Origin of the sequence: Nocardiopsis halophila DSM 44494, from assembly GCF_000341245.1 — a bacterium.
Taxonomy (GTDB): domain Bacteria; phylum Actinomycetota; class Actinomycetes; order Streptosporangiales; family Streptosporangiaceae; genus Nocardiopsis_A; species Nocardiopsis_A halophila.
In genome coordinates, this window is record NZ_ANAD01000152.1 from 34,730 (window position 1) to 59,192 (window position 24,463).

Consider the following 24,463-nt stretch of genomic DNA (forward strand, 5'->3'; position numbering starts at 1 on the left):
CGTCCCGGCCCTCGGTGCCCATCGCCCCCCCCGGTGCCCATCGCCCCCGGAGGAACGGCCGTCCGGGGCCCGGGCCTCGCCGCGGCGGCCGCCTCCAAGGGCACGGTCCCGGCCGGCCTCAGCCCTTCATGCTTCCGGCCAGCAGGCCGCGGGCGAAGTAGCGCTGGAGCGAGAAGAAGACCAGCAGCGGGACGACCATCGACACGAACGCCCCGGCGGTCAGCCGCTGCCATTCGTTCCCGCGGGTCCCGGCCAGCTCGGCCAGGCGCACCGTCAGCGGGGCGACGTCGATGCTGCCGCCCGCGAAGATCAGCGCGACCAGCAGGTCGTTCCACACCCACAGGAACTGGAAGATGGCCAGCGACACCAGGGCCGGGACGGTCAGCGGCAGCACGATCCGCCGGAAGACGACGCCGTGCCCGGCGCCGTCGGCCCGGGCCGCCTCGATGATGCTCGACGGCAGCCGGGAGATGAAGTTGTGCATCAGGAAGATGCCCAGCGGCAGGCCGAACATGGTGTGGGCGATCCACACGTTGGTGAACTGGAAGGCGCCGGGCAGGTCCAGCGGCGGTACGAGGGTGGCGCCGCCGACCGCCACGCCCTCGGAGAACAGCCGCAGCAGCGGCACCAGCGACATCTGCAGCGGCACGATCTGCAGCGCGAACACGCCGATGAACAGCCAGTCGCGGCCGGGGAAGCGCATCCAGGCCAGGGCGTAGGCGGCCAGCGCGGCCAGTAGCACCACGAACACCATCGTGGGCACCGTGATCACGAAGGAGTTGACGAAGTGGCTGGCCAGCCGTCCGTCGCTGGCGCTGCCGAAGAGCACGTCGCCGTAGTTGCGCAGGGTCACCTCGGGGTCGCCGAAGAACGTCCACCAGCCGGTGGTCTTGATCTGCTCCTCGGGCCGGAAGGAGGAGACGAGCAGCCCGGCGGTGGGCAGCGTCCACAGCACGGCGATGGCGATCGCCGCGGCGCTGCCGGCCGCGCCGGACAGCCGGCGCCGCACCCGGGAGGCCGAGGTCGTGCGGGGCGGGGTCACAGTGCCTCCCTGGTGCGCCGGGTGCTGCGGATCTGGATCAGCACGAGCGGGACCACCAGCACGAACAGGAACACCGCCAGTGCCGAGCCCTGCCCCAGCTCCCCGTACCGGAACGCCTGGTTGTACATCTCGTTGGCGATGACGGAGGTGGAGAACTGGCCGCCGGTGACCGTGCGGACGATGTCGAACACCTTCAGGGTCTGCACCGAGATGGTGATGAGCACGACCGCCACCGTCGGCCAGATCATCGGCAGGGGGACCCGCCAGAACAGCTGGAGGGCGGTGACCCCGTCGATGCGGGCGGCCTCGACGATGTCGGTCGGGATCGCCTTGATCGCCGCGGACAGGATCACCATCGCGAACCCGGCCTGGATCCAGATCAGGACGACGATCAGCAGCAGCGTGTTCAGCGGCTGGGGGGGCNAGGGTCCACAGCTGGTTGAGCAGCCCGATCTGGTCGGAGCCGGCCGGGCGGTGGGCGTAGACGAACTTCCAGATGATGCTCGCCCCGACGAAGGAGATCGCCATCGGCATGAACAGCAGCGACTTGGCCACCGACTCATAGCGCGTGCGGTCCACCAGCACCGCGTACACCAGTCCGGTGGCGGTGGCCAGCGCCGGGGCGATGAGCACCCAGAGCAGGGTGTTGCGCAGCACCACCAGGATCTCGGGGCGGGTGAACATCCACACGTAGTTGCGCAGCCCCACCCACGCCTGCCCGGGGCCGTCCATGAAGGACAGCACGGTGGTGCGCAGCACCGGGTAGACCAGCCCCACCAGCAGGAGCAGGGCCGCCGGGCCGAGGAAGCAGGCCGCCTGCCACCACTCCCGGCGGGTCTTGGGGCCGCGGTCCACCACGACCAGCAGGACCCCGAACACGGCCAGGAACCCCGCGACCCCGATGACCAGCCAGAGCAGCTTGGGCAGCTCGGAGAGTACGTCGAAACCCATCGCGCCGACCGCTCTCCTAATCGTCCCAGGACTTCTCGATGTAGGTGAGCGTCTCCTCGGTGCCCTTGCCGTTGATCCAGTCGGTCATGCCGCGCCAGAAGGTGCCCGCGCCGACCGCGGCGGGCATGTTGTCGCCGCCGTCCCAGCGGAAGACCACCTCGGGGTCGCGGAGCAGCTCGGCGGAGAGCCGGTCGATGGGGTTCTCCAGCAGCTCCAGGTCGGCGTCGCGGTGCGCGGAGAACCAGCGGCCCAGGGAGGCGCGGCTGTCGGCGAACTCCACCGTGGCCAGGTACTCCTGCACGGCCACCACCTCGGGGCGGTCGGCGAAGGCCGCGGCGAACTCGCCGCCCCCGACGATCGGGGTGCCGACCTGCTCGTCGATGGCGGGCAGGTTGAAGGCGTAGATGTCGCCGTCCTCGGAGATGTCGGTGTCCTCGGGCCAGTTGGCGGCGTAGAAGGAGCCCATCATGTACATGCCGCACTCGCCGTCGTTCACCGGCAGCCCGGCGTCCTGCTGGGAGGTGGTGGCGATGGACTTCACGCCGCCGTGGCCGCCGTTGACGTAGTCGGGGTTGCGCAGGATGCCGTCCACCCTCTCGAGGGCGTCGACGATGCGCTCGTCGTCGAAGGGGATCTCGTGCTCGACCCACTGGTCGTAGACCTCGGGCCCGTGCTCGCGCAGGACCGCGTTCTCCAGCCAGTCGGTGGCCGGCCAGCCGGTGGCCTCGCCGGACTCGATCCCGGCGCACCAGGGCTTCATCCCGTCCTCGGCCATGGCGTCGGACAGGTCGATCATCTCGTCCCAGCTCTGCGGGGTCTCGTAGCCGTTCTCGGAGAACACCGCGGGCGAGTACCACACCAGCGACTTGACGTTGGAGGCCTGCGGGGTGCCGTACAGCTCGCCGTCGTGCTCGACGTAGGACAGCCAGTCCTCGCTCCAGCCCTCCTCGGCCAGGCCGGCGGCGCCCTCGGGCAGCGGCAGAGCGTCGCCGGAGTCCACGAACCGGGCGAGCAGGCCGGGCTGGGGGAAGATCGCGATGTCGGGGGCGTTGCCGCCGTCCACCCGGACCTGGATCTGCGCCTCGAAGTCGCCGCTGCCCTCGTAGGCGATCTCGATCCCGGTGCAGTCGCTGAACTCCTGCCAGGCCTGCCGGAGCCGCTCGCCCTCCTCCTCGCGGATGGGGCCGTACATCTCCACGGTTCCGCCGATGTCCTGCCACTGGGCGTAGGGCTCGCAGGCGGCCGATCCGGGGTCGGCGCCGCCGCCCTGCTCCCCGGCGAGGTAGCCGCAGCCGGAGGCCAGCAGGGCCAGGGGCAGCAGGGCGGCTCCGGCCGCCCGGGCGGATCTGCGCGCGGCCGCCGGGGCCGGGCGGCGCGCGGGCGGGGACGTCGTCGTCGGGGTCGGGGACGGGGCCATGCAGCACCTCCATGGACGCCCGGAACTGGTATAGACCGGGACCCCTGATCCAAGTCGCCGTAGGCCCCGATGTCCAGAGCGGGGCCGGTTCCTGTCCGCAACGGTTCAGTTACGGTGCAGGTCGAGCGGGGTGCGGGGGAGTGGTGCGGGTCACACTCGTCGGATGATCCTTTTGTGGTCGGTCGACCGCATACCGAGAGTGGCGCGGGCGGGGGGATAGCGCCGCCCCTCACGGAAGAGCGCGGGGGTGCCGCCGGTTCACCGGGGTGTGCGCCGCTCTCCGCGCGGCCGTTCGGGTGATCGCTCACGGCGAACACGCGCCCGGGAAGAAAACCGGACTCTTGTTTATTGAGTGATAGTGACTCAACAAGGAGGGTCCGATGACTGAAGCGCAGACCGGCGTCACCCTGCCGGTGCTCCCCCTCGACGACGACGTCGTGCTCCCCGGCATGGTCGTGCCGGTGGACATCTCCGATTCCGAGGTCCGCGCCGCCATCGACGCCGCGCGCGCCGGACACGACGACGGCGCCCAGGTCCCCGGTATCCGCTCCCAGAGCAAGCCGCGGGTGCTGATCGTTCCGCGCATCGACGGAACCCACACCGGGACCGGCACGGTCGCCGTCGTCGAGCAGGTGGGCCGCACGCCCCAGGGCGACCCCGCCGCCGTGCTCCGCGGAACCGGCCGCGCGCGCGTCGGCAGCGGAACCACCGGCCCCGGCGCGGCACTGTGGGTGTCGGCCGAGGTCCACACCGACGAGGCGCCCGAGGGCGGCTACCCCGGCAAGGTGACCGAGCTGGCCCGCGAGTACAAGGGCCTGGCCGCCTCCTACCTGCAGAAGCGGGGCGCCTGGCAGGCCATCGACACCATCCAGCAGACCGACGACCCGGCCCGGCTGGCCGACCGCGGCGGCTACTCCCCCTTCCTGACCACCGAGCAGAAGCTGGCGCTGCTGGAGACCTACGACGTCGCCGAGCGGCTGCGCCGGCTGACCGAGTGGACCCGCGAGGCGCTGGCCGAGCTGGACGTGGCCGAGACCATCGACAAGGACGTCCAGGAGGGCGTCGACAAGCAGCAGCGCGAGTTCCTGCTGCGGCGCCAGATGGAGGCCATCCGCAAGGAGCTCAACGAGCTCGACGGGCGGCCCGGCAGCGAGGAGGACGACTACCGCGAGCGCGTCGAGGCCGCCGACCTGCCCGACCACGTGCGCAAGGCCGCGCTGGAGGAGGTCGACAAGCTCGAGCGCGCCGGGGACTCCTCGCCCGAGTCCGGGTGGATCCGCACCTGGCTGGACACCGTCCTCGACATGCCGTGGAACGAGCGCACCGACGACTCCTACGACATCGCCGGGGCGCGCGGCGTCCTGGACGACGACCACACCGGCCTCGACGACGTCAAGGAGCGCATCACCGAGTACCTGGCGGTGCGCAAGCGCCGCGAGGAGCGCGGGATGGGCGTGGTCGGCGGCCGGCGCAGCGGCGCCGTCCTGGCCCTGGTCGGCCCGCCCGGCGTCGGCAAGACCTCGCTGGGCGAGTCGGTGGCCCGAGCCATGGGCCGCACCTTCACCCGGGTGGCGCTGGGCGGCGTGCGCGACGAGGCCGAGATCCGCGGCCACCGGCGCACCTACGTGGGCGCCATGCCCGGCCGCATCGTGCGGGCGATCCGCGAGTCCGGCTCGATGAACCCCGTGGTGCTGCTCGACGAGATCGACAAGGTCGGTGCCGACTTCCGCGGCGACCCCACCTCCGCGCTGCTGGAGGTGCTCGACCCGGCGCAGAACCACACCTTCCGCGACCACTACCTGGAGGTCGACCTCGACCTGTCGGACGTGGTCTTCCTGGCCACCGCCAACACCCTGGAGACCATCCCCGGGCCGCTGCTGGACCGGATGGAACTGGTGGAGCTGGACGGCTACACCGAGCGGGAGAAGGTCTCCATCGCCCGGGACCACCTGCTGCCCCGGCAGCTGGACAAGGCCGGGCTCGACGGCGGCGAGGTCGCCTTCGAGGACGGGGCGCTGCGCCGGCTGGCGGCCGAGTACACCCGCGAGGCGGGGGTGCGCGGCCTGGAGCGGTCCATCGCCCGCGTGCTGCGCAAGATCGCCGCGCAGGACGCCCTGGAGGGGGAGCGGCTGGCGGGGGGGCNCGCCGACGACCTGACCGGCTACCTCGGGCGGCCCCGGCACACCCCGGAGTCGGCCGAGCGCACCTCGGTCCCGGGGGTGGCCACCGGGCTGGCCGTCACCGGCGCCGGCGGGGACGTTCTCTTCGTCGAGGCCTCCCTGGCCGACCCCGAGTCCGGGGCGGGCGGGGTCACCCTGACCGGGCAGCTCGGCGACGTGATGAAGGAGTCGGCCCAGATCGCCCTGTCCTACCTGCGCTCGCGCGGCGCGGAGCTGGAGCTGCCGGTGGGCGACCTGAAGGACCGCGGCGTGCACGTCCACGTCCCGGCCGGGTCCATCCCCAAGGACGGCCCCAGCGCGGGCGTGACCATGACCACGGCGCTGGCCTCCCTGCTGTCGGGCCGTCCGGCGCGCTCCGAGGTGGCCATGACCGGCGAGGTCTCGCTGACCGGGCGGGTGCTGCCCATCGGCGGGGTCAAGCAGAAGCTGCTGGCGGCGCACCGGGCGGGCATCACCACGGTGCTCATCCCGGCGCGCAACGAGCCCGACCTGGACGAGGTCCCCGACGACGTCCTCGCCGAGCTCGACGTCCACCCCGTGGCCGACGTCCGCGAGGTGCTGCGCCTGGCCCTGGAGCCCGCCGCGACCGCTGAGGAGGCCCACTCGGTGGCGGCCTGACCACGCCGCAGGGGCGGACCGCCGAGAACGGGGCCGCCGCCCGGGCAGGGCGGCGGCCCCTCGGCGTCCGTCAGGGGTCCTTGTAGATCGAATGGTCGCCGATGCGGCGCCAGACGAGGAGGGGATCCCCGTCCTCGTCCTTCTCGAGGTGGAAGGTGGCCCGGCCGTCGGGCCCACTGAAACTCCAGGTGAGCGTATAGATTTCCCGCCGACGGAGTCGGTGGATGCGGAGGCGGACCGGCCACGGCGGGTCACCCGTCAGAGCGCCGGCCTTGAGGGCGGGGAGGAAGTGCTCGTGCACGGCCCGGCGGAACTGGGCCCCATGCTGTTCCGGAAGGCGGAGGAACTGGCGCTCGAAGGTACTCGACGTACGGAACTTCACCCGGTTTCCTCGGGGCCGTGCTCCGCCACTTTCTCGAGGTGGGCGAGGAACTCCTCCTCGTTCTGGAAGGTCGTGTAGCGGCCGGCCGCGAGGTCCTCTTCGGCCTCCTGCTCGGCGGCCTGGCTTTCCGGGCTCCAGAACCAGGCGTCGTCCGGGTGGACCGCGACACGGGGCCGGAGCACGATCTCGCCCTCGCGCTCGATGTACTCGACGACCGCGTCGGGGTTGTCGAGCTCCAATGCCGCCCACACCTCGGACGGCACGGTGAGTGCGTGGCCGGAGGGGGAGACGCTGCCGAACCCGATGCGCTTGTCCATGTCTTCACGGTAACCGCGATCGTCCGGATCGAGCAGTACGGACATCGCTCTCCTTCGTCTCGCTTCTTCAAGGACGGCAGGTCACTAGCGGTCCGGCACACGGGGTGTCCGGCGTTCGCGGAATCCGGACGGAGCCTGTCCACAGCACTGCGTCCTCTTCCCCGCCGAGCATGGAGGCCCGGGAGCGGCCCCGGCGCGTCGACGGCCGCATCCGGGGGCGGGCGTCCGTACGGGCGGGGCCTCCCTCTCCCTTAGATTGGCCCCATGACCACAGCGAACGCCCACTCCGGCCCGGAACTGCACGTGGCACTGCTCGGATACGGCAAGGGCGGGGAGGTGTTCCACGCGCCGCTCATCGAGGCCACCCCCGGACTGCGGCTCGCCGCCGTGGTCACCGGGAACCCCGAGCGCCAGGAGGCCGTGCACCGGCGCTACCCCGGGACCGAGGTCATCGCCTCGGCGGACGAGCTGTGGAACAGGGCCGCGGAGTTCGAGATCGCGGTGGTGACCACCCCGAACGACACGCACGCCCCGCTCGCCGAGGCCGCGCTGAAGGCCGGCATGTCGGTCGTGGTCGACAAGCCCTTCGCGCTCGACGCCGCCCGCGCCCGCGGGCTCACCGAGCTCGCCGAGGAGCTGGGCCACGTGCTGACCGTCTACCAGAACCGCCGCTGGGACGCCGACTTCCTGACCCTCTGGAAGCTGATCGACGAGGGCGCCCTCGGGCGGGTGCACCGGTTCGAGTCCCGGTTCGAGCGGTGGCGCCCGGAGGCCAAGGGGACCTGGCGCGAGCGGGGTGCCGCCGACGACGGCGCCGGGACCCTCTTCGACCTGGGGCCGCACCTGATCGACCAGGCCGTGAACCTCTTCGGCCCCGTCGAGCACGTCTACGCCGAGCTGGACGCCCGCCGCCCCGGGGTGGTCGCCGACGACGACGCCTTCCTCGCGCTCACCCACGGCGGCGGGGTCCGCTCCCACCTGTGGATGGGCGCCCTGGCCGCGCGGCCCGGGCCCCGGTTCCGGGTGCTGGGCGACGCGGCCGGGTTCACGATCGAGGGCATGGACTCCCAGGAGGCGCGCCTGACGGCGGGAGAGGAGCCGACCGCCGAGGACTGGGGCGTCGAGCCGGAGGAGGCCTGGGGCCTGGTCGGCGCCGGGGACGACCTCCGGCGCGTCCCCTCCGAGCGCGGCTGCTACCCCGCGTTCTACGAGGGCGTCCGTGAGGCCGTGGGCGAGGGCGACCCGGTCCCGGTCGAGCCGCACGAGGTCATTCACGGCCTGGAGGTCATCGAGGCCGCCCGCAAGAGCGCCCGCGAGCACCGCTCCGTCCGCCCGGGGGAGTAGACGGCGAGGCCCGCCCGGGAAGACGGCCCGCCGCCCTCCCGCCGCCCTCGGCCCCCGGATCGTCGGGGGAGGTGTCCGCACCGGTCGGCGGTCGCAGGCGCCTGATGACCGCTTGAGCGGGGCACCGAGCGTCAGGTCGTGCCGGATCGCGGCGCCGCGTGTGCCGGCCCTTTCCGGCGGACGCGCGGCCACAGGACCCCGGGGGCACGGGCGGCCGGCGTCCCGGCGGCCCGTGCGCTCCGGACTCTGCCGGTGCGCACGGGCCGGGGAGCAGCGGTCACCCGCTCTGGCCCTCGGGTTCGGGGGTCGGGAGGGCCTCTCCGGTCTCCAGCAGGGTCTTCAGGCCGGAGACGACGCCGGGCCAGCCCTCCTGGATCATCCCGCGGAGGGTGCTGTCGGGCGCGAAGCCGTCGTGGACGACGGTCAGCTTGACCGTCTCCCCGGCGGGCTCGATCTCGAACGCGACCTTCGACCGGGGCTCGGCGGCCAGGGCGGCCCGGGTGTCCTCGTCGATCCCGACCGCCTCGGCCCATTCCGGGGTGAAGGTGTGCCAGGTGTAGGACAGCCGCCGGTAGGGCTCGGATTCGAGGACGACCTGTTCGGGGTGGACGATCTTCGCGCCCTGCTGCTCCCAGGCCATGGCCGATCCGGCGGACCACTCGGTGGAGAACTCCAGGCCCCAGTAGCGGCGGGTGAAGGCCGGGTCGGTCAGGGCCTGCCAGAGCCGCTCCGGCGTGGTCTTGATGTAGGCGGTGTAGACGAACGCGGTGCTGTCCATGGCGGCGTCCTCCAGGGCGTGCTTCAGGTCGGCGAGCGCGCGTGCGCGCTCGCGGTCGTAGCGGCTGATCCAGCGTTCGGCGATGGCGTTGATCGGCCCGGCGTCGAGGTAGTGCAGCTTCTCCCGGCCGCGCCGGGCGGTGGTGACCAGGCCGGCCGCCTCCAGTACGGCCAGGTGCTTGCTCACCGACTGGCGCGCCATGTCCAGCTCCGAGCACAGTTCGCGCAGGGTCTGCCCGTTGCGGGCGTTGAGGCTGTCCAGCAGCGTGCGGCGGCCGTGGTCGGCCAGGGCCTTGAATACCTCGTCCATCCCCGCTCTCCCGATAGGCAGCCTTTTGGCTGCCTCTTAAATTAGGCAGCCGATCGGCTGGCTNTGTCAACGGCGGGCGCCGCCGGGCGGGCGTGTGAATCCGCGTGAGCGGATGTGAGATACCTCCCGGCCGACCCCGGCGGGGTGGGCCGGGGAGGGGGTCGCGGTCTAACGTCGGATGAGTGGACGAATCAGTGGCCGCCGGGCGGGACACCCTGGGGCACCGGGCGGGCAGTGCCGGGTACCGGCGGGTCACGGTGGCGATGACCGCCGCGGGCATCGCCACGTTCGCGCAGCTCTACGCCGTGCAGGCGGTCCTTCCCGGGATGGCCGACGACTTCTCCGCCGCCGCGTCCACCGTCGCGCTCTCGGTCTCCTTCGCCACCGCCGGCCTCGCCGCGTGCGTGCTGGTGTGGAGCGGCGTCGCCGACCGGTTCGGACGGGTCGGGACCATGTCGACCGCCCTGGCCGTCTCCACCGTGCTGGGCCTGGCCGCCCCCTTCGCCCCCGAGATCTGGTCCCTGTTGGCCCTGCGCGCCCTGCAGGGCGCCTTCCTCGGCGGCGTGCCCGCCGTCGCCATGGCCTACCTCGCCGAAGAGATCGCCCCGGCGCACCTGTCCCGCGCCGCCGGGATCTACATCGCCGGCAACACCGTGGGCGGCATGTCCGGCCGCCTGGTCGCCGGCGCCGTCGCCGACCTCGGCGGCTGGCGCTGGGGCGTGGGCGCCGACTCGCTGCTCGCGCTCGCCGCCCTGGCGGCCTTCCTCATCGCCGTCCCGCCCGCCCGGGGGTTCGTCCCGCGCCCGCGCGCCAGGGGCGGGCCCCCGGACGGCGGCGGGCTGCTGCGCCGGCTCGGCGGCGCCGTCGCCGACCCCGGCCTGCTCGCCCTCTACGCGCACGCCCTGCTGCTCATGGGCGCCTTCGTCACCGTCTACAACTACCTGGGCTTCCGCATGATGGACGCCCCCTTCGGCCTGTCCCAGACCCTGGTGGCCTTCCTCTTCGCGGCCTACCTGGCCGGGACGGTCGGCTCGGCGGCGGTGGGGCGGGCCGTCGAGCGGTTCGGCCGCCACCCGGTGCTGCTCGTGTGCGTGGCGCTGATGGCCGCCGGCGCCGCCCTGCTCCGGCTGCCAGCGTTCTCCGCGGTCGCCGCCGGCCTGCTGGTGCTCACGTTCTTCTTCTTCGCGGCCCACACCACCGCCTCGGCCTGGGTGGGCCACCGCGCCCGCCGCTTCGCGCGCGCCCAGGCCGCCGCCCTGTACACCCTGGCCTACTACCTGGGCTCCAGCGCCTTCGGGTGGCTCGGCGGTCTGGTCTACGACACCTGGGGGTGGGGCGCGGTGGTGGGGTACGTGGTCGCGCTGTGCGCTCTGGCCCTGGTGAGCGGCCTCGGGCTCAGGGCCGGGCCGAAGGCCGCGCCCCCGGAGCGGGGCGGGGCGCCGGGTGAGGCGCACGGAACCGGCTGACGCCCGGTCCGGAGCGCCTCAGGCCTTGGGCGCCTCAGGCCTTGGGCAGAACGTGCTCGGGGACCTCGGCGTTGACCTGGTGCAGCCGCGCCTGGGCCGCCCGGCGCAGGCGGCCGAAGCACTCCACCGCCGTCGTCGCGTCCCCCACCAGGCCGCCCTTGGTGACCGCGGGCACCCCGTCCAGCAGGCCGCCCCCGAGAACGCCGTGCACCGCCAGGGGCACCACCTCCCCGGCCACCGCGAACGAGCGCACGCCCAGCTCGTCCAGCAGGCTCGCCGCCAGGTCGCCCCCGGTCAGATACAGCCCGGTCGGCAGCGCGTGCGCCCCCGAGGCGGCCTCCACCCCGCGCACCACCGCGGCCACCGCCCCGGCCAGCAGGCCGGGAAGCGCCCGCAGCGCCGTACCCGCGCCCGGCGCCCCCTCCGGCGGGGCGAGCGTCCGCACCACCACGAACTCCGGGAACACCGCCCCGGACAGCCGCTCCTGCAGCTCTTCGGCGAACTCCTCGGCGTGGGCGTCGCCGGGGTCGGCCAGCCGCAGCGGGTCCACGTCCACGAACCGCACCGGCCCGGTGCGGGCGACCGTCTCCAGCTGCCGCCGGGTCAGCTCGGTGGCGCTGCCGACCACCGCCAGCAGCGGCCCCGGGGCCCCGGCCCGGCCGCGCAGCCGCATCGCGTACCCCAGCGCCGCCCCCGCCGGCCCCGGGTCGACCGACACCCACACCACGCCCTCGGTGCGCCGCGCCTCGGCGGCCGCCTCGGCGATGTCCTCGATCCGCCCCTCGTCGGCGGCGTCGCACAGCACGATCGGCTCGTCCCCGGCGGTGAGCTCGGCCATCAGCAGCTCCCGGGTGACCTGGCGGGCCGGGACGTGCCGCACCGCCAGGTCGGTCTGGCGGGCCAGGATCCGTGCGACCAGGCCGGTGTCCATCGGGCAGAACGGGTCCGCGGCGACCTCGCTGGCCTCCAGCGGCACCCCGTCCAGCAGCTGTACCCCGTCCACGGTCACCCGGCCGGTGGCGGGGAAGGCGGGCACCGCCAGGGCCCGCACCGCCTGGCGCTCGGGGACCCGCTCGCGCACCGCCCGCCAGGCCGCCTCCACCTCAGCGCCCACGTTCCCGCGCAGCGTGCTGTCCACCCGCTTGACCACCAGGTCCACCGGCCAGACCGCCTCCACCACGTCGGCCACCAGGTCGGCGGCCTGCTGCGGCGTCAGGTGGCGGCTGTCCAGGTTGGCCACGACCACGTCGTACTCGCCGGCCACCGCGGCCACCTGCTCCGGGGTCACCGTGGCCGCCCGCATCCCGGTCCGCGCGAAGCGGGCCCCGGTGGCGTTGGCCCCGGTGAGGTCGTCGGCCACGACGAGTATGCGAGCCACGGTGGACGCTCCCTTGCGCGCTCTGGGCCGGGCGGCCCCGCGCCGCCCCGGTTCCTCCCCCGTCAAATCTCTCATCCGCCGGGCATGCACGGTGCCGCCCCGATCGCGGGTAGAAGAGCGGGGGAGAGGCGTCTCACAGCCGCCGGAGGGGGGTCCGCGGCCGCGGGTGGTCTAGACTCTCGGGCAATTTAAGCACGTGACCTGAGGTTTTCCCGCACGCTTCACCAAGGAGGACGATGACTCGACTCGCACGCGACACCATCCGGCGCATGCCCAAGGTGCTCCTGCACGACCACCTGGACGGCGGCCTGCGCCCCGGCACCCTGGTCGACCTGGCCGCCGAGAGCGGCCACCCGGGCCTGCCCGCCACCGACCCCGACCGCCTGCAGGAGTGGTTCTCGGCCGCGCACGGCTCCCAGGAGGAGCTGCTGGCCCGCCTGGACCCGGTCCTGGACCTGCTGCAGACCGCCCCCGCGCTGGTGCGCGCCGGGACCGAGTGCGCGCAGGACCTGGCCGCCGACGGCGTGGTCTACGCCGAGGTCAAGATCGCCCCCGAGCAGCACACCCGGGCCGGGCTCACCCGCGAGCAGGTGGTGGACGCGGTGCTGGAGGGGCTGCGCGTCGGCCAGGCCAAGGCCCGCCTGTTCGGGCAGGAGATCCGGGTCCGCCTGCTGCTGACCGCGCTGCGCCAGGCCGCCGACTCCCAGGAGATCGCCGAGCTCGCGGTGCGCTACCGGGACGCCGGGGTGGTCGGCTTCGACATCGCCGGCCCCGAGGCGGGCTACCCGCCGACCCGGCACCTGGGCGCCTGCGACCACATCCGCCGCGAGAACTTCAACCTCACCCTGCACGCGGGCGAGGGGTTCGGCCTCTCCTCCATCTGGGAGGCCATCCAGTGGTGCGGCGCCGACCGCCTGGGCCAGGGCGTGCGCATCATCGACGACGCGGCGGTGGCCGAGGACGGCACCGCCAAGCTGGGGCGGCTGGCCGCCTACGTGCGGGACAAGCGCATCCCGCTGGAGCTGTGCCCGACCGCCAACGTCAACACCGGCGCCGTGCCCTCGCTGGCCGAGCACCCGGTGGAGGTGCTGCGGCGACTGCGGTTCCGGGTCACCGTCAACACCGACAACCGGCTGCTGCACGGCACCTCGATGACCGAGGAGTTCGCCCGGCTGAGCGAGCAGTTCGGCTACGGGACCGAGACCCTGCGCTGGTTCACGGTCAACGCCATGAAGTCGGCCTTCATCCCGCACGACGAGCGGCTGGAGCTGATCGACCGGGTGATCAAGCCGGGCTTCGCGCGGCTGCGCGCCGAGACGGCGGGCGCCGCGTTCTTCCGCCAGGAGGACCCCTGGTGAGGGGCGCGGCCGCGGCTCCGGGCGCGGCCCGGGCCCCGGAGAGCCGGGTGTACCGGGCGGCCGGGCGGGTGAACGGTCCCCTTCGTTTCACTCCACCCGCCCGGCGCCCGCTGCCTCCCCGCGCCACCGGGGAGTGACCGTGGGGCGGACCCTAGTCGTCCGCCGGATCGACCACCGGGACCGCGAACGGCGGGGTGCCCTTGCCCTGGAGGCGGTGGCCTCCCCAGACGTTCCGCTCGGTGAGCCTTCCCGCCCCCTCGTGCCCGTCCGGGGTGCGCACCAGCACCGAGGTGTTGCCGGCCGCGTACTCGGCGGCGACGTCCTCGTGCGGGGACACCCGGCCCACCCAGGCGTAGGAGCCGGTGAGCGGGTCGAAGTGGCCGGCGATGAAGGCCTCGGCCTCGACCGGCCGGCCGTCGAAGAGCAGGGTCACCGGACCGCTGTACTCCTCTTCGTCGTCGCCCATGCCGCTCATGCGCCCACCTCCTCGGGCTCGGCCGCGCGCGGGGTTCCCGGCGCCTGCGGTGCGCCCGCGTCCTGAGTGGTCCGGTCCGCAGCGGGGCCGGCCGCACCCGCGGCCGGACCGCCGCGCACCCGGCGCGGGGCCTCCTTGCGGATCCGGTAGTTGTGCGGGTCGAAGCGCAGGGTCTGCAGCGCGTACTCGAAGCTGAACCCGGGCCACAGGGTGACGTTGCGGCCCTTGGAGTTGAGGTACCAGCTGTCGCACCCGCCGGTGACCCACACCGAGTTGCGGGTCTTGTGCTGCATCCGCGACGCGTACCGCTTCTGCGCCTCGGGCAGGGCGTCCAGCCGGTCCACGCCGTTGCGCGCGGCGAAGCGCAGGGCCGACATCACGTACCGCATCTGCGCTTCCAGGAAGAACACGTGCGAGGTGTGCCCCGGGCCGGTGTTGGGCCCGGCCAGCACGAAGAGGTTGGGGTAGCCGGAGACCGTGGTGCCCTTGAGGGCCTCGAGGTCCTCCCCCCAGCGGTCCCAGATACTGAGCCCCTCGGCGTCGTGCACCATCTTGGCGGCCGGCATGTCGGTCACGTGGAACCCGGTGCCGAAGATGATGGTGTCGACCTCGCGCTCGGTGCCGTCGGCCGCCACGATCGACTTCTCGCGGACCTTCTCGACCCCGTCGGTGATGACGTCGACGTTGGGCTGGTCCAGCGAGGGGTAGTAGTCGTTGGACAGCAGCAGGCGCTTGCACCCGGGGACGAAGTCCGGGACGAGCTTCTCGCGCAGCTCGGGGTCGGTGACCTGGCGCCGCAGGTGGCTCTTGGCCAGCGCCGCCACGCCCTTCATGAGCGCCGGGTACTTCACGAACCCGAGGACGTAGGACTCCCGCCCCCAGTAGATGTTCTTGCGGAACACCTGCTGGGCCCCCGGCACGTTGTGGAAGAGCCACTTCTCCAGTCGGGTCACGTTCCGGTCGTGCTTGGGGATGACCCACGGGGGCGTCCGCTGGTACAGGTCCAGCCGCCCCACCTTCGGCTGGATCTGCGGGACGAACTGGATCGCGGAGGCCCCGGTGCCGATGACGGCGACGTTGCGCCCCGTCAGGTCCTGGGAGTGGTCCCAGCGGGCCGAGTGGAACACGGTGCCCGTGAAGTCGGACAGCCCGGGGATGTCGGGGACCGAGGGGTCGGCCAGGGCCCCGCAGGCGCTGATCACGAACTGCGCGGTGACGGTGGGCCGCCCCTCGCACTCGATCCGCCACCGGTTGGCCTCGGGCTCCCAGTAGGCGCCGGAGACGCTGTGCCCGAAGCGCACGTGGCGGTAGACGTCCTCCTCCTCGGCGACCTGCCGCAGGTAGGCGTGGATCTCCTCCTGCCCGGAGAAGGTGCGCGACCAGCCCGGGTTGAGCCGGAAGGACAGCGAGTACAGGTGGGAGGGGACGTCGCAGGCGGCGCCGGGGAAGGTGTTGTCCCGCCACGTCCCGCCGACGTCGTGGGCGCGTTCCAGCAGGACCAGGCTCTTGAGGCCGGCGCGCTTGAGGCGGGCGGCCATACCGATCCCGGAGAACCCGGAGCCGATGACGGCCACCCGGAAATGGGACGCCGTGGTCTCGTTCTCGGTCACGTCGTAGAAATCCCTTCGGCGCTGCGGGGTGCTGGGGAGGGAGGGGAGAGGGGAAGCCGGCCCGCGGGCTCAGGCGCGAAAGGCACGCGGGCCGGCGGCTCCAGGGGGCGTCAGGCCGCCACGGCGGCGGGGGCGCCCTTGCGTCCCAGCAGCCCGGCGCGGCGCCAGACGTACTTGGCGGGCCCGGCGAGCAGGCCGGCCTTGTCGAAGGTGGCGACCACCTTGCGCGCCGCCCAGGTCTTGGTGTCGATGTGGTGGGGGTTGCGCCGGGCCGCGCGGGCCGCCTCCTTGGGGTCGAGCCCCACGGACCGGTACACCTCGGGGCTGATCAGCCGGGTCGCGGAGAAGTAGACGACCAGGCCCAGCACGAAGCGGCTGTAGGCCTTGGCGACCGCGCCGTGGCTGTCCCAGTCCCGGATCAGCTCCTCACGGGCGTAGCGCATGTGCCGCGCCTCCTCCACCACGTGGATCCGGGAGACCGCCTGCACCAGCGGGTCCAGCGTCTCGTCCACCATGCCCTCGCGCTGCAGCTGGTCGAGGATCTCCTCGACGAACAGCGCACCGGCGAAGGTGAGCGGGCCGTTGGAGATCGCCTTGAACACCCGGCCCAGGTTGTGGGTGATGAAGTCCGGCCGGTAGTGGCGGCCCGCCAGCTTCTGGGTCATCTTGGCGAACATGACCGAGTGGCGGCACTCGTCGGCGATCTCGGTGTAGGCGTACTGGACGTGGTTGGTGGTGGGGTCGCGGTCGTAGGCGTGCCGGATCAGCATCTGCATGAGGATCGTCTCGAACCACAGCCCGATGGAGGCGATGCTGGCGACCTCGTGCCGGCTCAGCTCCTTGCGCTGGTCCTCGGAGAGGCGGTCCCACAGCTCGGTGCCGTAGAGCGAGACCCGGTGCGGGGCGATGGCGTAGCGGTCCTTGTCCACCGGCGCGTCCCAGTCGATCTCCACGAGCGGGTCGTAGGAGGCCTTGGCCGAGGAGCGCAGCAGCCGCTTGGCGATGTCCTCGCGGTCGGTGACGGTCGGTTTCGGATCGGCCTGCACGGTCATGGCGGTTCTCCTTCGGGGTGCGGGCGGAAGGCCGGGCGGCCAGGGGGTGTTCTAGCCCGGGGGCATCGGGACGCCGTGCCGCTCGTGCAGGCCGCGGGCGATCTCCCCGCCCGCCAGCCGGCCCTCGCGGACCAGGTCGGCGATCTCGACGGCGGCCACCCGGTCGACCAGTCCGGGGGCGTGCCGGGTGAGGCGCAGGGCGGCGCTGCCCAGCGCGGTCGAGGCGACGTCGCGGGCGGGGCGGGGCGCGGCCGCCGCGCGCAGCACCGCGAGCACCGTGTCGCGCAGGCGCTCGGCGGGCACCAGTCCGTCCAGCGACACCCCCGCGGCGCGGGAGTCGTCGTGGATGGGGGTGTCGACGTAGCCGGGGTGCACGGTGGTGACCCCGATGTGCGTGCCGTACTCGGCGCGGAGCGCGTCGGCGTAGGCGGTGACGGCGCGCTTGGAGACCGTGTAGGCCCCGGCGAAGGGCAGCGGGAGCCCGGCCAGCAGCGAGGCGGTGACGACCACCCGTCCGCGGTCGGCCAGCAGCGCGGGCAGCGCCGCGGCGGTGACCCGCCAGGTGCCCAGCAGGTTGACCTCCAGGGCCTCGCGCACGCACTGGTCGGGCATGGCGCCCAGGTCCACGGCCGGGCCCACCCCGGCGAAGTGGATCAGCCGGTCGAGCCCGCCCAGCCGCTCGGTCGCGGCGCCGACGGCGCGGCGGACCGCGTCCTCGTCGGTCACGTCGCAGGCGAGCACCCGGCCGGCGTCGTCGGGCTTGCGGTCCAGGCCGACCGCTTCAGCGCCCAGGTGCCGCAGCACCTGCAGGGACGCCGAGCCGAAGGCGCCGGAGGCTCCGGTGACCAGCACGCGCCGGCCGTTCAGGGCGCCCAGGGGGGATCGGGGCATATGTGATCTCCTCCACATGTCTTGCCGGAACGTTACAACGAGCATTGTCACAGTGCAAGAGGGAGTAGTCGTGCGGGCGGCCGAATTTCCCTAGGGTGGAGGCATGGCCGAATACCGGATCGACGAGCTGGCGCGCCTCGCCGACACCACCGTGCGGAACGTGCGGGTGTACCAGGACAGGGGCCTGCTCTCCCCGCCCCGCAGAGAGGGCAGGGTGGGCATCTACACCGAGGCCCACCTGGCCCGCCTGCGCCTGATCGCGCAGCTGCTCCGGCGGGGGTACACCTTCGCCAACATCAGCGAGCTGGTCTCGGTCTGGGAGCGGGGCGGGGACCTGAACGACGTGCTCGGCTTCGAGTCGGCGGTCGGGGACCCCTGGTCCGACGAGATCCCCGCGCACCTGACCTTCGACGAACTGGTCGAGCTCTTCCGGGGGGACGTCACCGACGAGAACATCGAGCGCGCCCTGGCCATGGGCCTCCTGGAGCCGGACGGGGAGCGGTTCCGGGCGCCCAGCCCGCGGCTGCTGCACGCCGGGGCCGAGCTGGCCGCGGCCGGCATGCCGGTCTCGCGCGTGCTCGACGTGGCCGAGCGGCTGAGCGGGCACATCGACGAGGCCTCCGAGGAGCTGGTCCGCGAGATCGCCGACCACATCCTGACCGAGCACGCGCCCGAGGGCCTCCTGCAGGGCGAGGACATCGCCCAGGCGGCCGACCTGGTGCGCCGCCTGCGGCCCCTGGCGGAGACCGCCGTGGACGCCATGCTGGCCCGGTCCATGGCCCGCCACATCCAAGAGGTGATCGGAGAGCACTTCTCCGACGTGCTGGAGCACATCTCCAGCGGCAAGGAGCCCAAGCCCGCCTGAGCCGCCGGCGGGGCGCGGCACGGCCGACCGCAGGGCCGTGCGCCCCGTCGGCCGCCCGTCCTCCCCTCCCGTGCGCGCCCCGCAGGGACGGGCCGGTACGGGACCCGGTCCCGGGGGTGCGCGCAGGACCTGCGGGGGCGCGCCCGGGGGCGCCGGGGGCGGTGGCGCGGCCCGACCGCCGCCGGAGCGGCGGTCCGCCCGGGGAGCCCCGCCCGCGCGGCCCAGAGCGCGCTGATCGCCCCTCAAGGCGGTCGCCTCCTGTTTCTCCGGCATGTCGGCGGCCTGGGACTCCATTGTCCTGACCCGTCCGCACGTGCGGGGCCGTTTCCGGACAGTCGCCGGAACTTCCTCTCCGCCTGCGTCGTCTGCGTCGTCTGCGCCGTATGGGCGCTCCTCCGCCCGCCGCGCCCCGGAACGCGGGGCGGGGCGCTCACCCCTCGGGCCCCAGCCCGACTCCGGCCAGGCGCGCCAGGTGGGCGCAGACCCGCTCGGGCTCCTCGGCCGGGACCATGTGGCCGGCCCCGGGAACGACGTCCTCCTCGGCTCCGGGCAGCTCACGGGCGAGCGCCCGCCGGTGGCGCTCCCCGACCAGCCGGTCGCGCTCCCCGGACAGCAGCACCACCGGCACCCGCTCCAGGGCCGCCAGCCGGCCCCGCACGTCGTGCGCGGCGATCGCCTCCCGGCCCGCGGCCAGCACGTCCGCCGGGGTCGATTGCAGCTGCTGCGCGCACAGCGCCACCTGCGGCGCCAGCTCCGGTGTGCCGCCCCTGCGTCCGAACCCCGCCCGGCGCACGGCGGCCCGGAAGGCGGGCAGCCCGGGCGGGAGCAGGCGGCGCAGCCCGTCGGCCGCCCGGGGGGCCGACCGAGCCAGGCGCACCCCCGCCGCCTGGGCGGCGCCGCCCAGGCGGTCGCGGGGCCGGGACCGGGGCGCCGCCGTGCCCGGTCCCGCCGCGGAACCGGCGGCCAGCAGCACGCCGGCGACCGTCCCGTCCCTTCCGTCCGCCCCCTCAGGCCCTGCCGTCCCTGCCGTCCTGGTCGCCCCGTCGAACAGCTCGGGCCGGTCGGCGGCCAGCCGGACCGCGGCCATCGCGCCCAGCGAGTGCCCGCCGAGCACCACCGGGCCGTCCGCGGCGCAGGCGCCGACCACCCGGGCCAGGTCGTCGGCGAGCAGCCGCAGGCCCCACCGCGCCGTGCCGCGGCCGGAGCCGCCGTGGCCGCGCAGGTCCCAGCGGACCACGCGCAGCCGCCCGCCGCTCCCCGAGGCCAGCCGGGTCGCGTGCGGGGCCCAGGTGTCGCAGGTCAGGCCCAGGCCGTGGGTGAGCACCACGGTGCACGCGGCCCGGGCCGGGCCGCGGATGCGCATCCGCAGCTCGGCCCCGTCGGGGGTGGTCAGGGTCCGGGTCAGGTCGGCCGCGTGGCGCAGTGGGGTCATGCGGGTCCTCGGGGGTGCGGGCCGCTTCCGCGGTCGGGGCGCGGGCAGGGCCGGGGACGGGGACGTGCCGCTCCTCGCGTCCTCCTACCGGTGAGCAGGAGCGGGCCGTGGGGGATCATTCCCCGGATGCGGCGGCCTTCCCCGAAGGGACCGGGGTGATCGGAAGCGGGCGGGAGAAGCGCAGCTCGGCGAAGGCGCCCGGCGGCACGGCGGGGGAGTGCGGGTGCACCGGGGCCACGGTGCGGTAGCCCTGGCCGGGGGCGGGGCGGGGGTCCTCCTCGCCCTTGTTCGGCCAGAAGGACATGGCCCGCTCGGCCTGGGCCGTGATGGTCAGGGAGGGGTTCACGCCGAGGTTGGCCGAGACCGCCGAGCCGTCGACCACGTGCACGCCGGGGTGGCCGTAGAGGCGGTGGTAGGGGTCGACCACGCCGCTGTCGGGGGAGTCGCCGATCGGGCAGCCGCCGAGGAAGTGCGCGGTGAGCGGGATGTTGAACACCTCGCCGACGGTGCCGCCGGGGAAGCCGTCGATCTTCTCGGCGAGCCGGGAGAGCACCTCCTGCCCCTGCGGGATCCAGGTCGGGTTGGGGTCGCCGTGGCCCTGGCGGGAGCTGAGCACCGTGCGTCCGGAGGCGCCGCGCCGGGTGTAGGTGGTCAGGGAGTTGTCCAGGGACTGCATGACCAGGCCGATGATGGCGCGCTCGCTGAAGCGGCGCACCGACAGGCTGCGGGCGAAGACGTAGGGGTGGCGCGCGGCCAGGCCCAGGAACCGCAGCCAGCGGGGCACCCGGCCCCCTCCGGGGACCTGGATGGTCGCGAGCATCCCCATGGCGTTGGAGCCCTTGCCGTAGCGGACCGGCTCCACGTGGGTGCGGGGGTCGGGGTGCATGGAGGAGGTGATGGCCACGCCCTGGGAGAAGTCCTCGGGGTGGTCCATGTCGGCGGTCATGGCGCCGCCGAGGGACTCGGAGTTGGTGCGGGTCAGCGTGCCCAGGCGGGAGGAGAGGCGGGGGAGCAGGCCGGAGTCGCGCATGCGGTGCAGCAGGTTCTGCGTGCCCCAGGTGCCGGCGGCGACCACGACCTGGTCGGCGGTGAAGGTGCGGGCGTTGGCGCGTCTGCGTCCGGCCCCGGTGGTGAGGGTGTCCACGGCGTAGCCGCCGCCGGGCAGCTCGCGCACCCGCTCCACGGTGGTCATCGGGTGGATGGCGGCGCCGCCCTTCTCGGCGAAGTACAGGTAGTTCTCGGTGAGCATGTTCTTGGCGCCGTGGCGGCAGCCGGTCATGCACTCGCCGCACTCGGTGCAGGCGCGGCGCTCGGGGCCCGCCCCGCCGAAGTAGGGGTCCTTCACCCGCTCGCCGGGGGCGCCGCAGGCCGCGCCGTCGGCGTCGCGGCCGTCGCCGAAGAAGACGCCCACGGGCGCCAGGTGGAAGCTCCCGCCCACCCCCATGTCCTCGGCGACCTCCTTCAGGTGCACGTCCGAGGGGGTCATGGTGGGGTTGGTGCGCACGCCCAGCATCCGCTTGGCCTGGTCGTAGTAGGGGGCCAGCTCGCTGCGCCAGTCGGTGATGCCGCGCCACTGCGGGTCGTCGTAGAAGTCGTCGAGCGGCTCGTAGAGGGTGTTGGCGTAGTTGAGCGATCCGCCGCCGACACCGGCGCCGGCCAGGATCATCACGTCGCGCAGCACGTGGATGCGCTGGATTCCGTACATTCCCAGCCAGGGCGCCCAGAGGAAGTTCTTCAGGTCCCAGGAGCCGGTGGGCAGGGTCTCGGAGGTGTAGCGGCGGCCGGCCTCCAGGACCCCCACGCGGTAGCCCTTCTCGGTGAGGCGCAGGGCGCTGACCGCGCCGCCGAAGCCCGATCCGATGACGAGCACGTCGTAGCGGCGTTCGGAGGCGGCGGGCGCAGGGGCGGTCGCGGTGCTGTCGGCGCTTTCGGAAGCCACGGGGCACCTTTCCTTCGTCGGGGGGACCCACCGCTGTCGTGACGGATTCGTTGCGTCCGTGCGGCGAATCGAGCACTTGGAAATGTGACATTCGCTATTGTAATGTTCGTCACTACCCCCGAGTAAGGCGTGGTCCATGTAACACGCGAGGCGGTGGCCGGCGCAAGATCCCCCACCCCCCGCCCGTCCGCCGAGCTGCGGACCCGGCACGCAGGAGTCACCCCATGGCCGATCACCCGACCGACGACACCCTCCAGGAGCCCACCCCCGCCGACGGCGCCGCCGGCGACGCGGCGCCCGCCCCCTCCGGCGGCACCCGCTGGCGCCGCTTCGCCCTGGCGCTCGTGCCCGGCCTCGGCGCCGCCGCGATCCTGGGGATGATGACGACCCAGGGGCTGCTCGCCGCCTCCTTCGCGGTCTCCGGCGACAGCTTCAAGATGTCCGCCGCCTCCCTGGAGGGCGAGGGCTTCACCCAGTACGGCGACGTCGCCACCTCGGTCGACGACAGCGCCCGGCCCGTCGGGCTGAGCACCGTCGACACGGCCGAACTCAAGGACCTGTGCATGTCCTCCCTGATCGACCTGCCGATCGGCACCGCGACCCTGGTGATCGGCGCCGGCGCGGAGACCCCGGTGGAGGGCAGCAACCTGGTCATGGACGTCGAGCAGCTGCAGGGCAACGCGACCTTCTCCAACATCGAGATCGGGCGGGACGCCAGCACGCTGGACAAGGCCGAGGGCGGCGCCGGACCCGCCGGCGGCTTCGGCCTGCAGTCCGACACGATCTCGGTGCAGGACCCGAAGATCACGTCCTGGGCGGTCAACGCCGGTAGCCTGAAGCTCTCCGGCCTGAAGCTGTCCCTCAAGCCCGGCGAACACGAGTGCTACTAGGCCATGCCCCCGACCACCGGTAACGGGCGCGGAGCGGTCCGCGCCCTCCACGCCTTCCGCGACTGGCGCCGCACCCGCCCCTTCTGGGGCGGGCTGCTGGTGATCGTCGCCGGAGTGGAGATGATGGTCGCCCCGGCGGCGCAGACCCTGGTGATGCCGCTGAACCTGGTGATCTACGCCGGCATCGCCGGGATCTCGGTCTACCTCATCGGGCTCCTGCTGATGGCACTGGGCGTGCTCGCCTGGGTGCAGCCGCAGCAGCGGCTCTTCTACGGCGTGGTCTCCAGTCTGCTGTCGGTGGCCTCGTTCGTCACCGCCAACTTCGGCGGGTTCGTGATCGGCATGCTGCTGGGCATCGTCGGCGGGGCGATGATCTTCTCCTGGTCGCCCGTGCGGACGCCCCGCCGCCGGGCCGGCCGCCGCAGGGGCGGCGACACGGGCCGCGGCCGGGGCGGCGGGTCCGATGAGGACGGCGGCCCCGCCGCCCACGCCGCCGTGGCGCTTCCCCTCGCACTGGTGCTGGCGCTGCCCGCGGCGGCCCCGGCGGACGGCTGGGGCTGGCCCTGGGACGACTGGTTCGGCGATGACGAGGAGGAGGGCGCCCCGGCCGAGCCGGGGGAGACGCCCTCGCCCTCGCCGTCCACCGGTCCGGAGGACGGTGGGCAGGACGGCTCCGAGGGCTCCGATGGGCCCGACGGGCCGGACGGCGGCGGCTCCGAGGACCCCGGGGGAGAGGACCCCGGGGACGAGGAGGACGGCGCCGACGAGGACGCGGCCGAGGAGGACGAGGGCACCGGTGGTTCCGGGGCCGACCCGGCCGACTGCGAGCTGCGCTCCGGCCAGGACGCCGTGGCCGCCGACGAGCAGGAGTTCCTGGACGCGGTCGAGGCCTGCGAGGCCGCCGAGGAGCAGGACAGCGCCCCCGAGGTGCACGTCGAGGAGGGCGATGGGCGCTTCACCGCCTCCAACACCGAGTCCGGCCTGACCGCCGACACCCTGACCATGCGCGGCGCCTGGTTCGGCGGGGTCGTGGAGTACCCGGCCACCGACGGCCCCGAGCGCTACCTGCGCATCGTGATGCGCGAGGGCGACGTCGACGGCGGGGAGCTGTGGTGGATGCACGGCTCGAACCGGGCGTCGCTGTCGCTGCCGGAGATGAACCTGGCCGGCGGGGACGGCTCGTCGGTGGTGCTGCACGTCCAGCGCATGACCGTGCGGATCCTCGGCATCAAGCTGACCTTCACCCCGGACTTCCCGCCGCCGCTGCTGCTGCCGTACATGGTGGTGACCGACGTCGACGTCTCCCGCCCGGTCGCCGACGCCGCGCACCTGTCGGTCGACGGCCTCGACCTGATGGCCGACCGCGAGGAGATCTGAGGGCCGGCCGCTCCCGCGGCGCGCTTCCCGGATCATCGCCTCCCCTCCGGTCGGCCGCCGCCGCTCCCCGCCCCCGGTCCCGGATCCGCCCCCACTTCGAAGACCTCGAGCAGGGGACGATCCCGCCCCCTCGGCCCCGGGCCGCGCGGCACCCACCGACGCCAACCCCCCGCCCATGCATGGGCCGACCCGGCCGGAACCCCGGCCGGGTCGGCTGCACTTGTGAATTCCTCCCACAAGGCGAGCCTCCTTGGAGGCTCCGGGCGATGGCCGATCCCACCCGTCCGCTGCCTTCCGTCCCCGCCCCATGCGGGCGGGCCTTCTCGAAGGTTCTGGGGAATGAGGCGGTTCCGCTCGCTCAGGGTGACGCCGGTCGGAGGCGGCGCGCGCCT

At 73.8% G+C, this 24,463-nt stretch carries 19 protein-coding genes and 1 pseudogene; 7 read left to right on the forward strand and 13 right to left on the reverse strand.

Features of this window, described 5'->3' with window-relative positions; translation table 11 throughout:
* Positions 1 to 118 precede the first annotated feature (118 nt).
* From D450_RS0117825 to D450_RS0117835, 3 genes and pseudogenes are all read right to left on the reverse strand, one after another.
* Positions 119 to 1,042, reverse strand: a complete 924-nt coding sequence (locus tag D450_RS0117825; RefSeq protein ID WP_017540015.1) for a carbohydrate ABC transporter permease — start codon at positions 1,040 to 1,042, stop codon at positions 119 to 121.
* Positions 1,039 to 1,993: pseudogene (locus tag D450_RS30505) on the reverse strand (carbohydrate ABC transporter permease). The gene D450_RS0117825 and the pseudogene D450_RS30505 overlap by 4 nt, the downstream one beginning before the upstream one ends.
* A 16-nt stretch (positions 1,994 to 2,009) precedes the next feature.
* Positions 2,010 to 3,410, reverse strand: coding sequence for an ABC transporter substrate-binding protein (locus D450_RS0117835; RefSeq protein ID WP_017540018.1), 1,401 nt, complete (start codon positions 3,408 to 3,410; stop codon positions 2,010 to 2,012).
* Positions 3,411 to 3,790: 380 nt separating this feature from the next.
* Between D450_RS0117835 and lon the strand changes: the two genes are divergently transcribed.
* Positions 3,791 to 6,208, forward strand: a complete 2,418-nt coding sequence (lon, locus tag D450_RS0117840) for an endopeptidase La (RefSeq protein WP_017540019.1) — start codon at positions 3,791 to 3,793, stop codon at positions 6,206 to 6,208.
* A gap of 70 nt (positions 6,209 to 6,278) precedes the next feature.
* Here the strand turns inward: lon and D450_RS0117845 are convergent, their stop codons facing one another.
* Positions 6,279 to 6,590: a hypothetical protein gene (locus D450_RS0117845; RefSeq protein ID WP_017540020.1), complete on the reverse strand. Its 312-nt coding sequence runs from the start codon at positions 6,588 to 6,590 to the stop codon at positions 6,279 to 6,281.
* Positions 6,587 to 6,907, reverse strand: a complete 321-nt coding sequence (locus tag D450_RS0117850; RefSeq protein WP_239647308.1) for a hypothetical protein — start codon at positions 6,905 to 6,907, stop codon at positions 6,587 to 6,589. The genes D450_RS0117845 and D450_RS0117850 overlap by 4 nt, the downstream gene beginning before the upstream one ends.
* 264 nt (positions 6,908 to 7,171) lie before the next feature.
* On the opposite strand from D450_RS0117850, the gene D450_RS0117855 reads away from it, so the two are divergent.
* A complete protein-coding gene (locus D450_RS0117855) occupies positions 7,172 to 8,251 on the forward strand; it encodes a Gfo/Idh/MocA family oxidoreductase (protein ID WP_026124221.1) in 1,080 nt (359 codons plus the stop codon).
* 277 nt (positions 8,252 to 8,528) lie between these two features.
* Here the strand turns inward: D450_RS0117855 and D450_RS0117860 are convergent, their stop codons facing one another.
* A complete protein-coding gene (locus D450_RS0117860) occupies positions 8,529 to 9,338 on the reverse strand; it encodes an ArsR/SmtB family transcription factor (protein WP_017540023.1) in 810 nt (269 codons plus the stop codon).
* A gap of 194 nt (positions 9,339 to 9,532) precedes the next feature.
* On the opposite strand from D450_RS0117860, the gene D450_RS0117865 reads away from it, so the two are divergent.
* Positions 9,533 to 10,804, forward strand: a complete 1,272-nt coding sequence (locus tag D450_RS0117865) for an MFS transporter (protein ID WP_017540024.1) — start codon at positions 9,533 to 9,535, stop codon at positions 10,802 to 10,804.
* 34 nt (positions 10,805 to 10,838) lie between these two features.
* On the opposite strand, the gene D450_RS0117870 is transcribed toward D450_RS0117865, so the two are convergent.
* Entirely contained in the window at positions 10,839 to 12,182 is a 1,344-nt protein-coding gene (locus tag D450_RS0117870) for a four-carbon acid sugar kinase family protein (protein ID WP_026128620.1), read from the reverse strand.
* 236 nt (positions 12,183 to 12,418) lie between these two features.
* Between D450_RS0117870 and D450_RS0117875 the strand changes: the two genes are divergently transcribed.
* On the forward strand, positions 12,419 to 13,540 hold the full coding sequence (locus D450_RS0117875) for an adenosine deaminase (RefSeq protein ID WP_026124224.1): 1,122 nt from the start codon (positions 12,419 to 12,421) through the stop codon (positions 13,538 to 13,540).
* 151 nt (positions 13,541 to 13,691) lie between these two features.
* Here D450_RS0117875 and D450_RS0117880 read toward each other — a convergent pair whose 3' ends face one another.
* The 4 genes from D450_RS0117880 to D450_RS0117895 all read right to left on the reverse strand — a co-directional run bounded on the left by D450_RS0117880 (position 13,692) and on the right by D450_RS0117895 (position 17,568).
* A complete protein-coding gene (locus tag D450_RS0117880; RefSeq protein WP_017540027.1) occupies positions 13,692 to 14,015 on the reverse strand; it encodes a DUF4873 domain-containing protein in 324 nt (107 codons plus the stop codon).
* On the reverse strand, positions 14,012 to 15,625 hold the full coding sequence (locus tag D450_RS0117885) for a flavin-containing monooxygenase (RefSeq protein WP_017540028.1): 1,614 nt from the start codon (positions 15,623 to 15,625) through the stop codon (positions 14,012 to 14,014). Before D450_RS0117885 ends, D450_RS0117880 begins: the two co-directional genes overlap by 4 nt.
* A 110-nt stretch (positions 15,626 to 15,735) precedes the next feature.
* On the reverse strand, positions 15,736 to 16,677 hold the full coding sequence (locus D450_RS0117890; RefSeq protein WP_017540029.1) for an AurF N-oxygenase family protein: 942 nt from the start codon (positions 16,675 to 16,677) through the stop codon (positions 15,736 to 15,738).
* Positions 16,678 to 16,728: 51 nt separating this feature from the next.
* Positions 16,729 to 17,568, reverse strand: a complete 840-nt coding sequence (locus D450_RS0117895) for an SDR family NAD(P)-dependent oxidoreductase (protein ID WP_017540030.1) — start codon at positions 17,566 to 17,568, stop codon at positions 16,729 to 16,731.
* Between the two features lie 103 nt (positions 17,569 to 17,671).
* Here D450_RS0117895 and D450_RS0117900 point away from each other — a divergent pair, with 103 nt between their 5' ends.
* Positions 17,672 to 18,433, forward strand: a complete 762-nt coding sequence (locus tag D450_RS0117900) for a MerR family transcriptional regulator (protein WP_017540031.1) — start codon at positions 17,672 to 17,674, stop codon at positions 18,431 to 18,433.
* A 430-nt stretch (positions 18,434 to 18,863) separates the two neighbouring features.
* On the opposite strand, the gene D450_RS0117905 is transcribed toward D450_RS0117900, so the two are convergent.
* Positions 18,864 to 19,865, reverse strand: coding sequence for an alpha/beta fold hydrolase (locus D450_RS0117905; protein WP_017540032.1), 1,002 nt, complete (start codon positions 19,863 to 19,865; stop codon positions 18,864 to 18,866).
* Between the two features lie 115 nt (positions 19,866 to 19,980).
* Positions 19,981 to 21,804: a GMC oxidoreductase gene (locus D450_RS0117910; protein ID WP_017540033.1), complete on the reverse strand. Its 1,824-nt coding sequence runs from the start codon at positions 21,802 to 21,804 to the stop codon at positions 19,981 to 19,983.
* 224 nt (positions 21,805 to 22,028) lie between these two features.
* On the opposite strand from D450_RS0117910, the gene D450_RS0117915 reads away from it, so the two are divergent.
* Complete coding sequence (locus tag D450_RS0117915) at positions 22,029 to 22,694, forward strand: DUF6230 family protein (protein WP_017540034.1); 666 nt, start codon at positions 22,029 to 22,031, stop codon at positions 22,692 to 22,694.
* Between the two features lie 3 nt (positions 22,695 to 22,697).
* Positions 22,698 to 24,071 (forward strand): DUF6114 domain-containing protein, encoded by a 1,374-nt coding sequence (locus tag D450_RS0117920; RefSeq protein ID WP_017540035.1) that lies wholly within the window; start codon positions 22,698 to 22,700, stop codon positions 24,069 to 24,071.
* Positions 24,072 to 24,463 lie beyond the last annotated feature (392 nt).

Coding starts and splice junctions, on each gene's coding strand:
- D450_RS0117835 (WP_017540018.1), bottom strand. CDS start 3,410: ATGGCCCCGTCCCCGACCCCGACGACGACGTCCCCGCCCGCGCGCCGC.
- D450_RS0117850 (WP_239647308.1), bottom strand. CDS start 6,907: ATGGACAAGCGCATCGGGTTCGGCAGCGTCTCCCCCTCCGGCCACGCA.
- D450_RS0117855 (WP_026124221.1), top strand. CDS start 7,172: ATGACCACAGCGAACGCCCACTCCGGCCCGGAACTGCACGTGGCACTG.
- D450_RS0117860 (WP_017540023.1), bottom strand. CDS start 9,338: ATGGACGAGGTATTCAAGGCCCTGGCCGACCACGGCCGCCGCACGCTG.
- D450_RS0117875 (WP_026124224.1), top strand. CDS start 12,419: ATGACTCGACTCGCACGCGACACCATCCGGCGCATGCCCAAGGTGCTC.
- D450_RS0117880 (WP_017540027.1), bottom strand. CDS start 14,015: ATGAGCGGCATGGGCGACGACGAAGAGGAGTACAGCGGTCCGGTGACC.
- D450_RS0117890 (WP_017540029.1), bottom strand. CDS start 16,677: ATGACCGTGCAGGCCGATCCGAAACCGACCGTCACCGACCGCGAGGAC.
- D450_RS0117895 (WP_017540030.1), bottom strand. CDS start 17,568: ATGCCCCGATCCCCCCTGGGCGCCCTGAACGGCCGGCGCGTGCTGGTC.
- D450_RS0117900 (WP_017540031.1), top strand. CDS start 17,672: ATGGCCGAATACCGGATCGACGAGCTGGCGCGCCTCGCCGACACCACC.
- D450_RS0117905 (WP_017540032.1), bottom strand. CDS start 19,865: ATGACCCCACTGCGCCACGCGGCCGACCTGACCCGGACCCTGACCACC.
- D450_RS0117915 (WP_017540034.1), top strand. CDS start 22,029: ATGGCCGATCACCCGACCGACGACACCCTCCAGGAGCCCACCCCCGCC.
- D450_RS0117920 (WP_017540035.1), top strand. CDS start 22,698: ATGCCCCCGACCACCGGTAACGGGCGCGGAGCGGTCCGCGCCCTCCAC.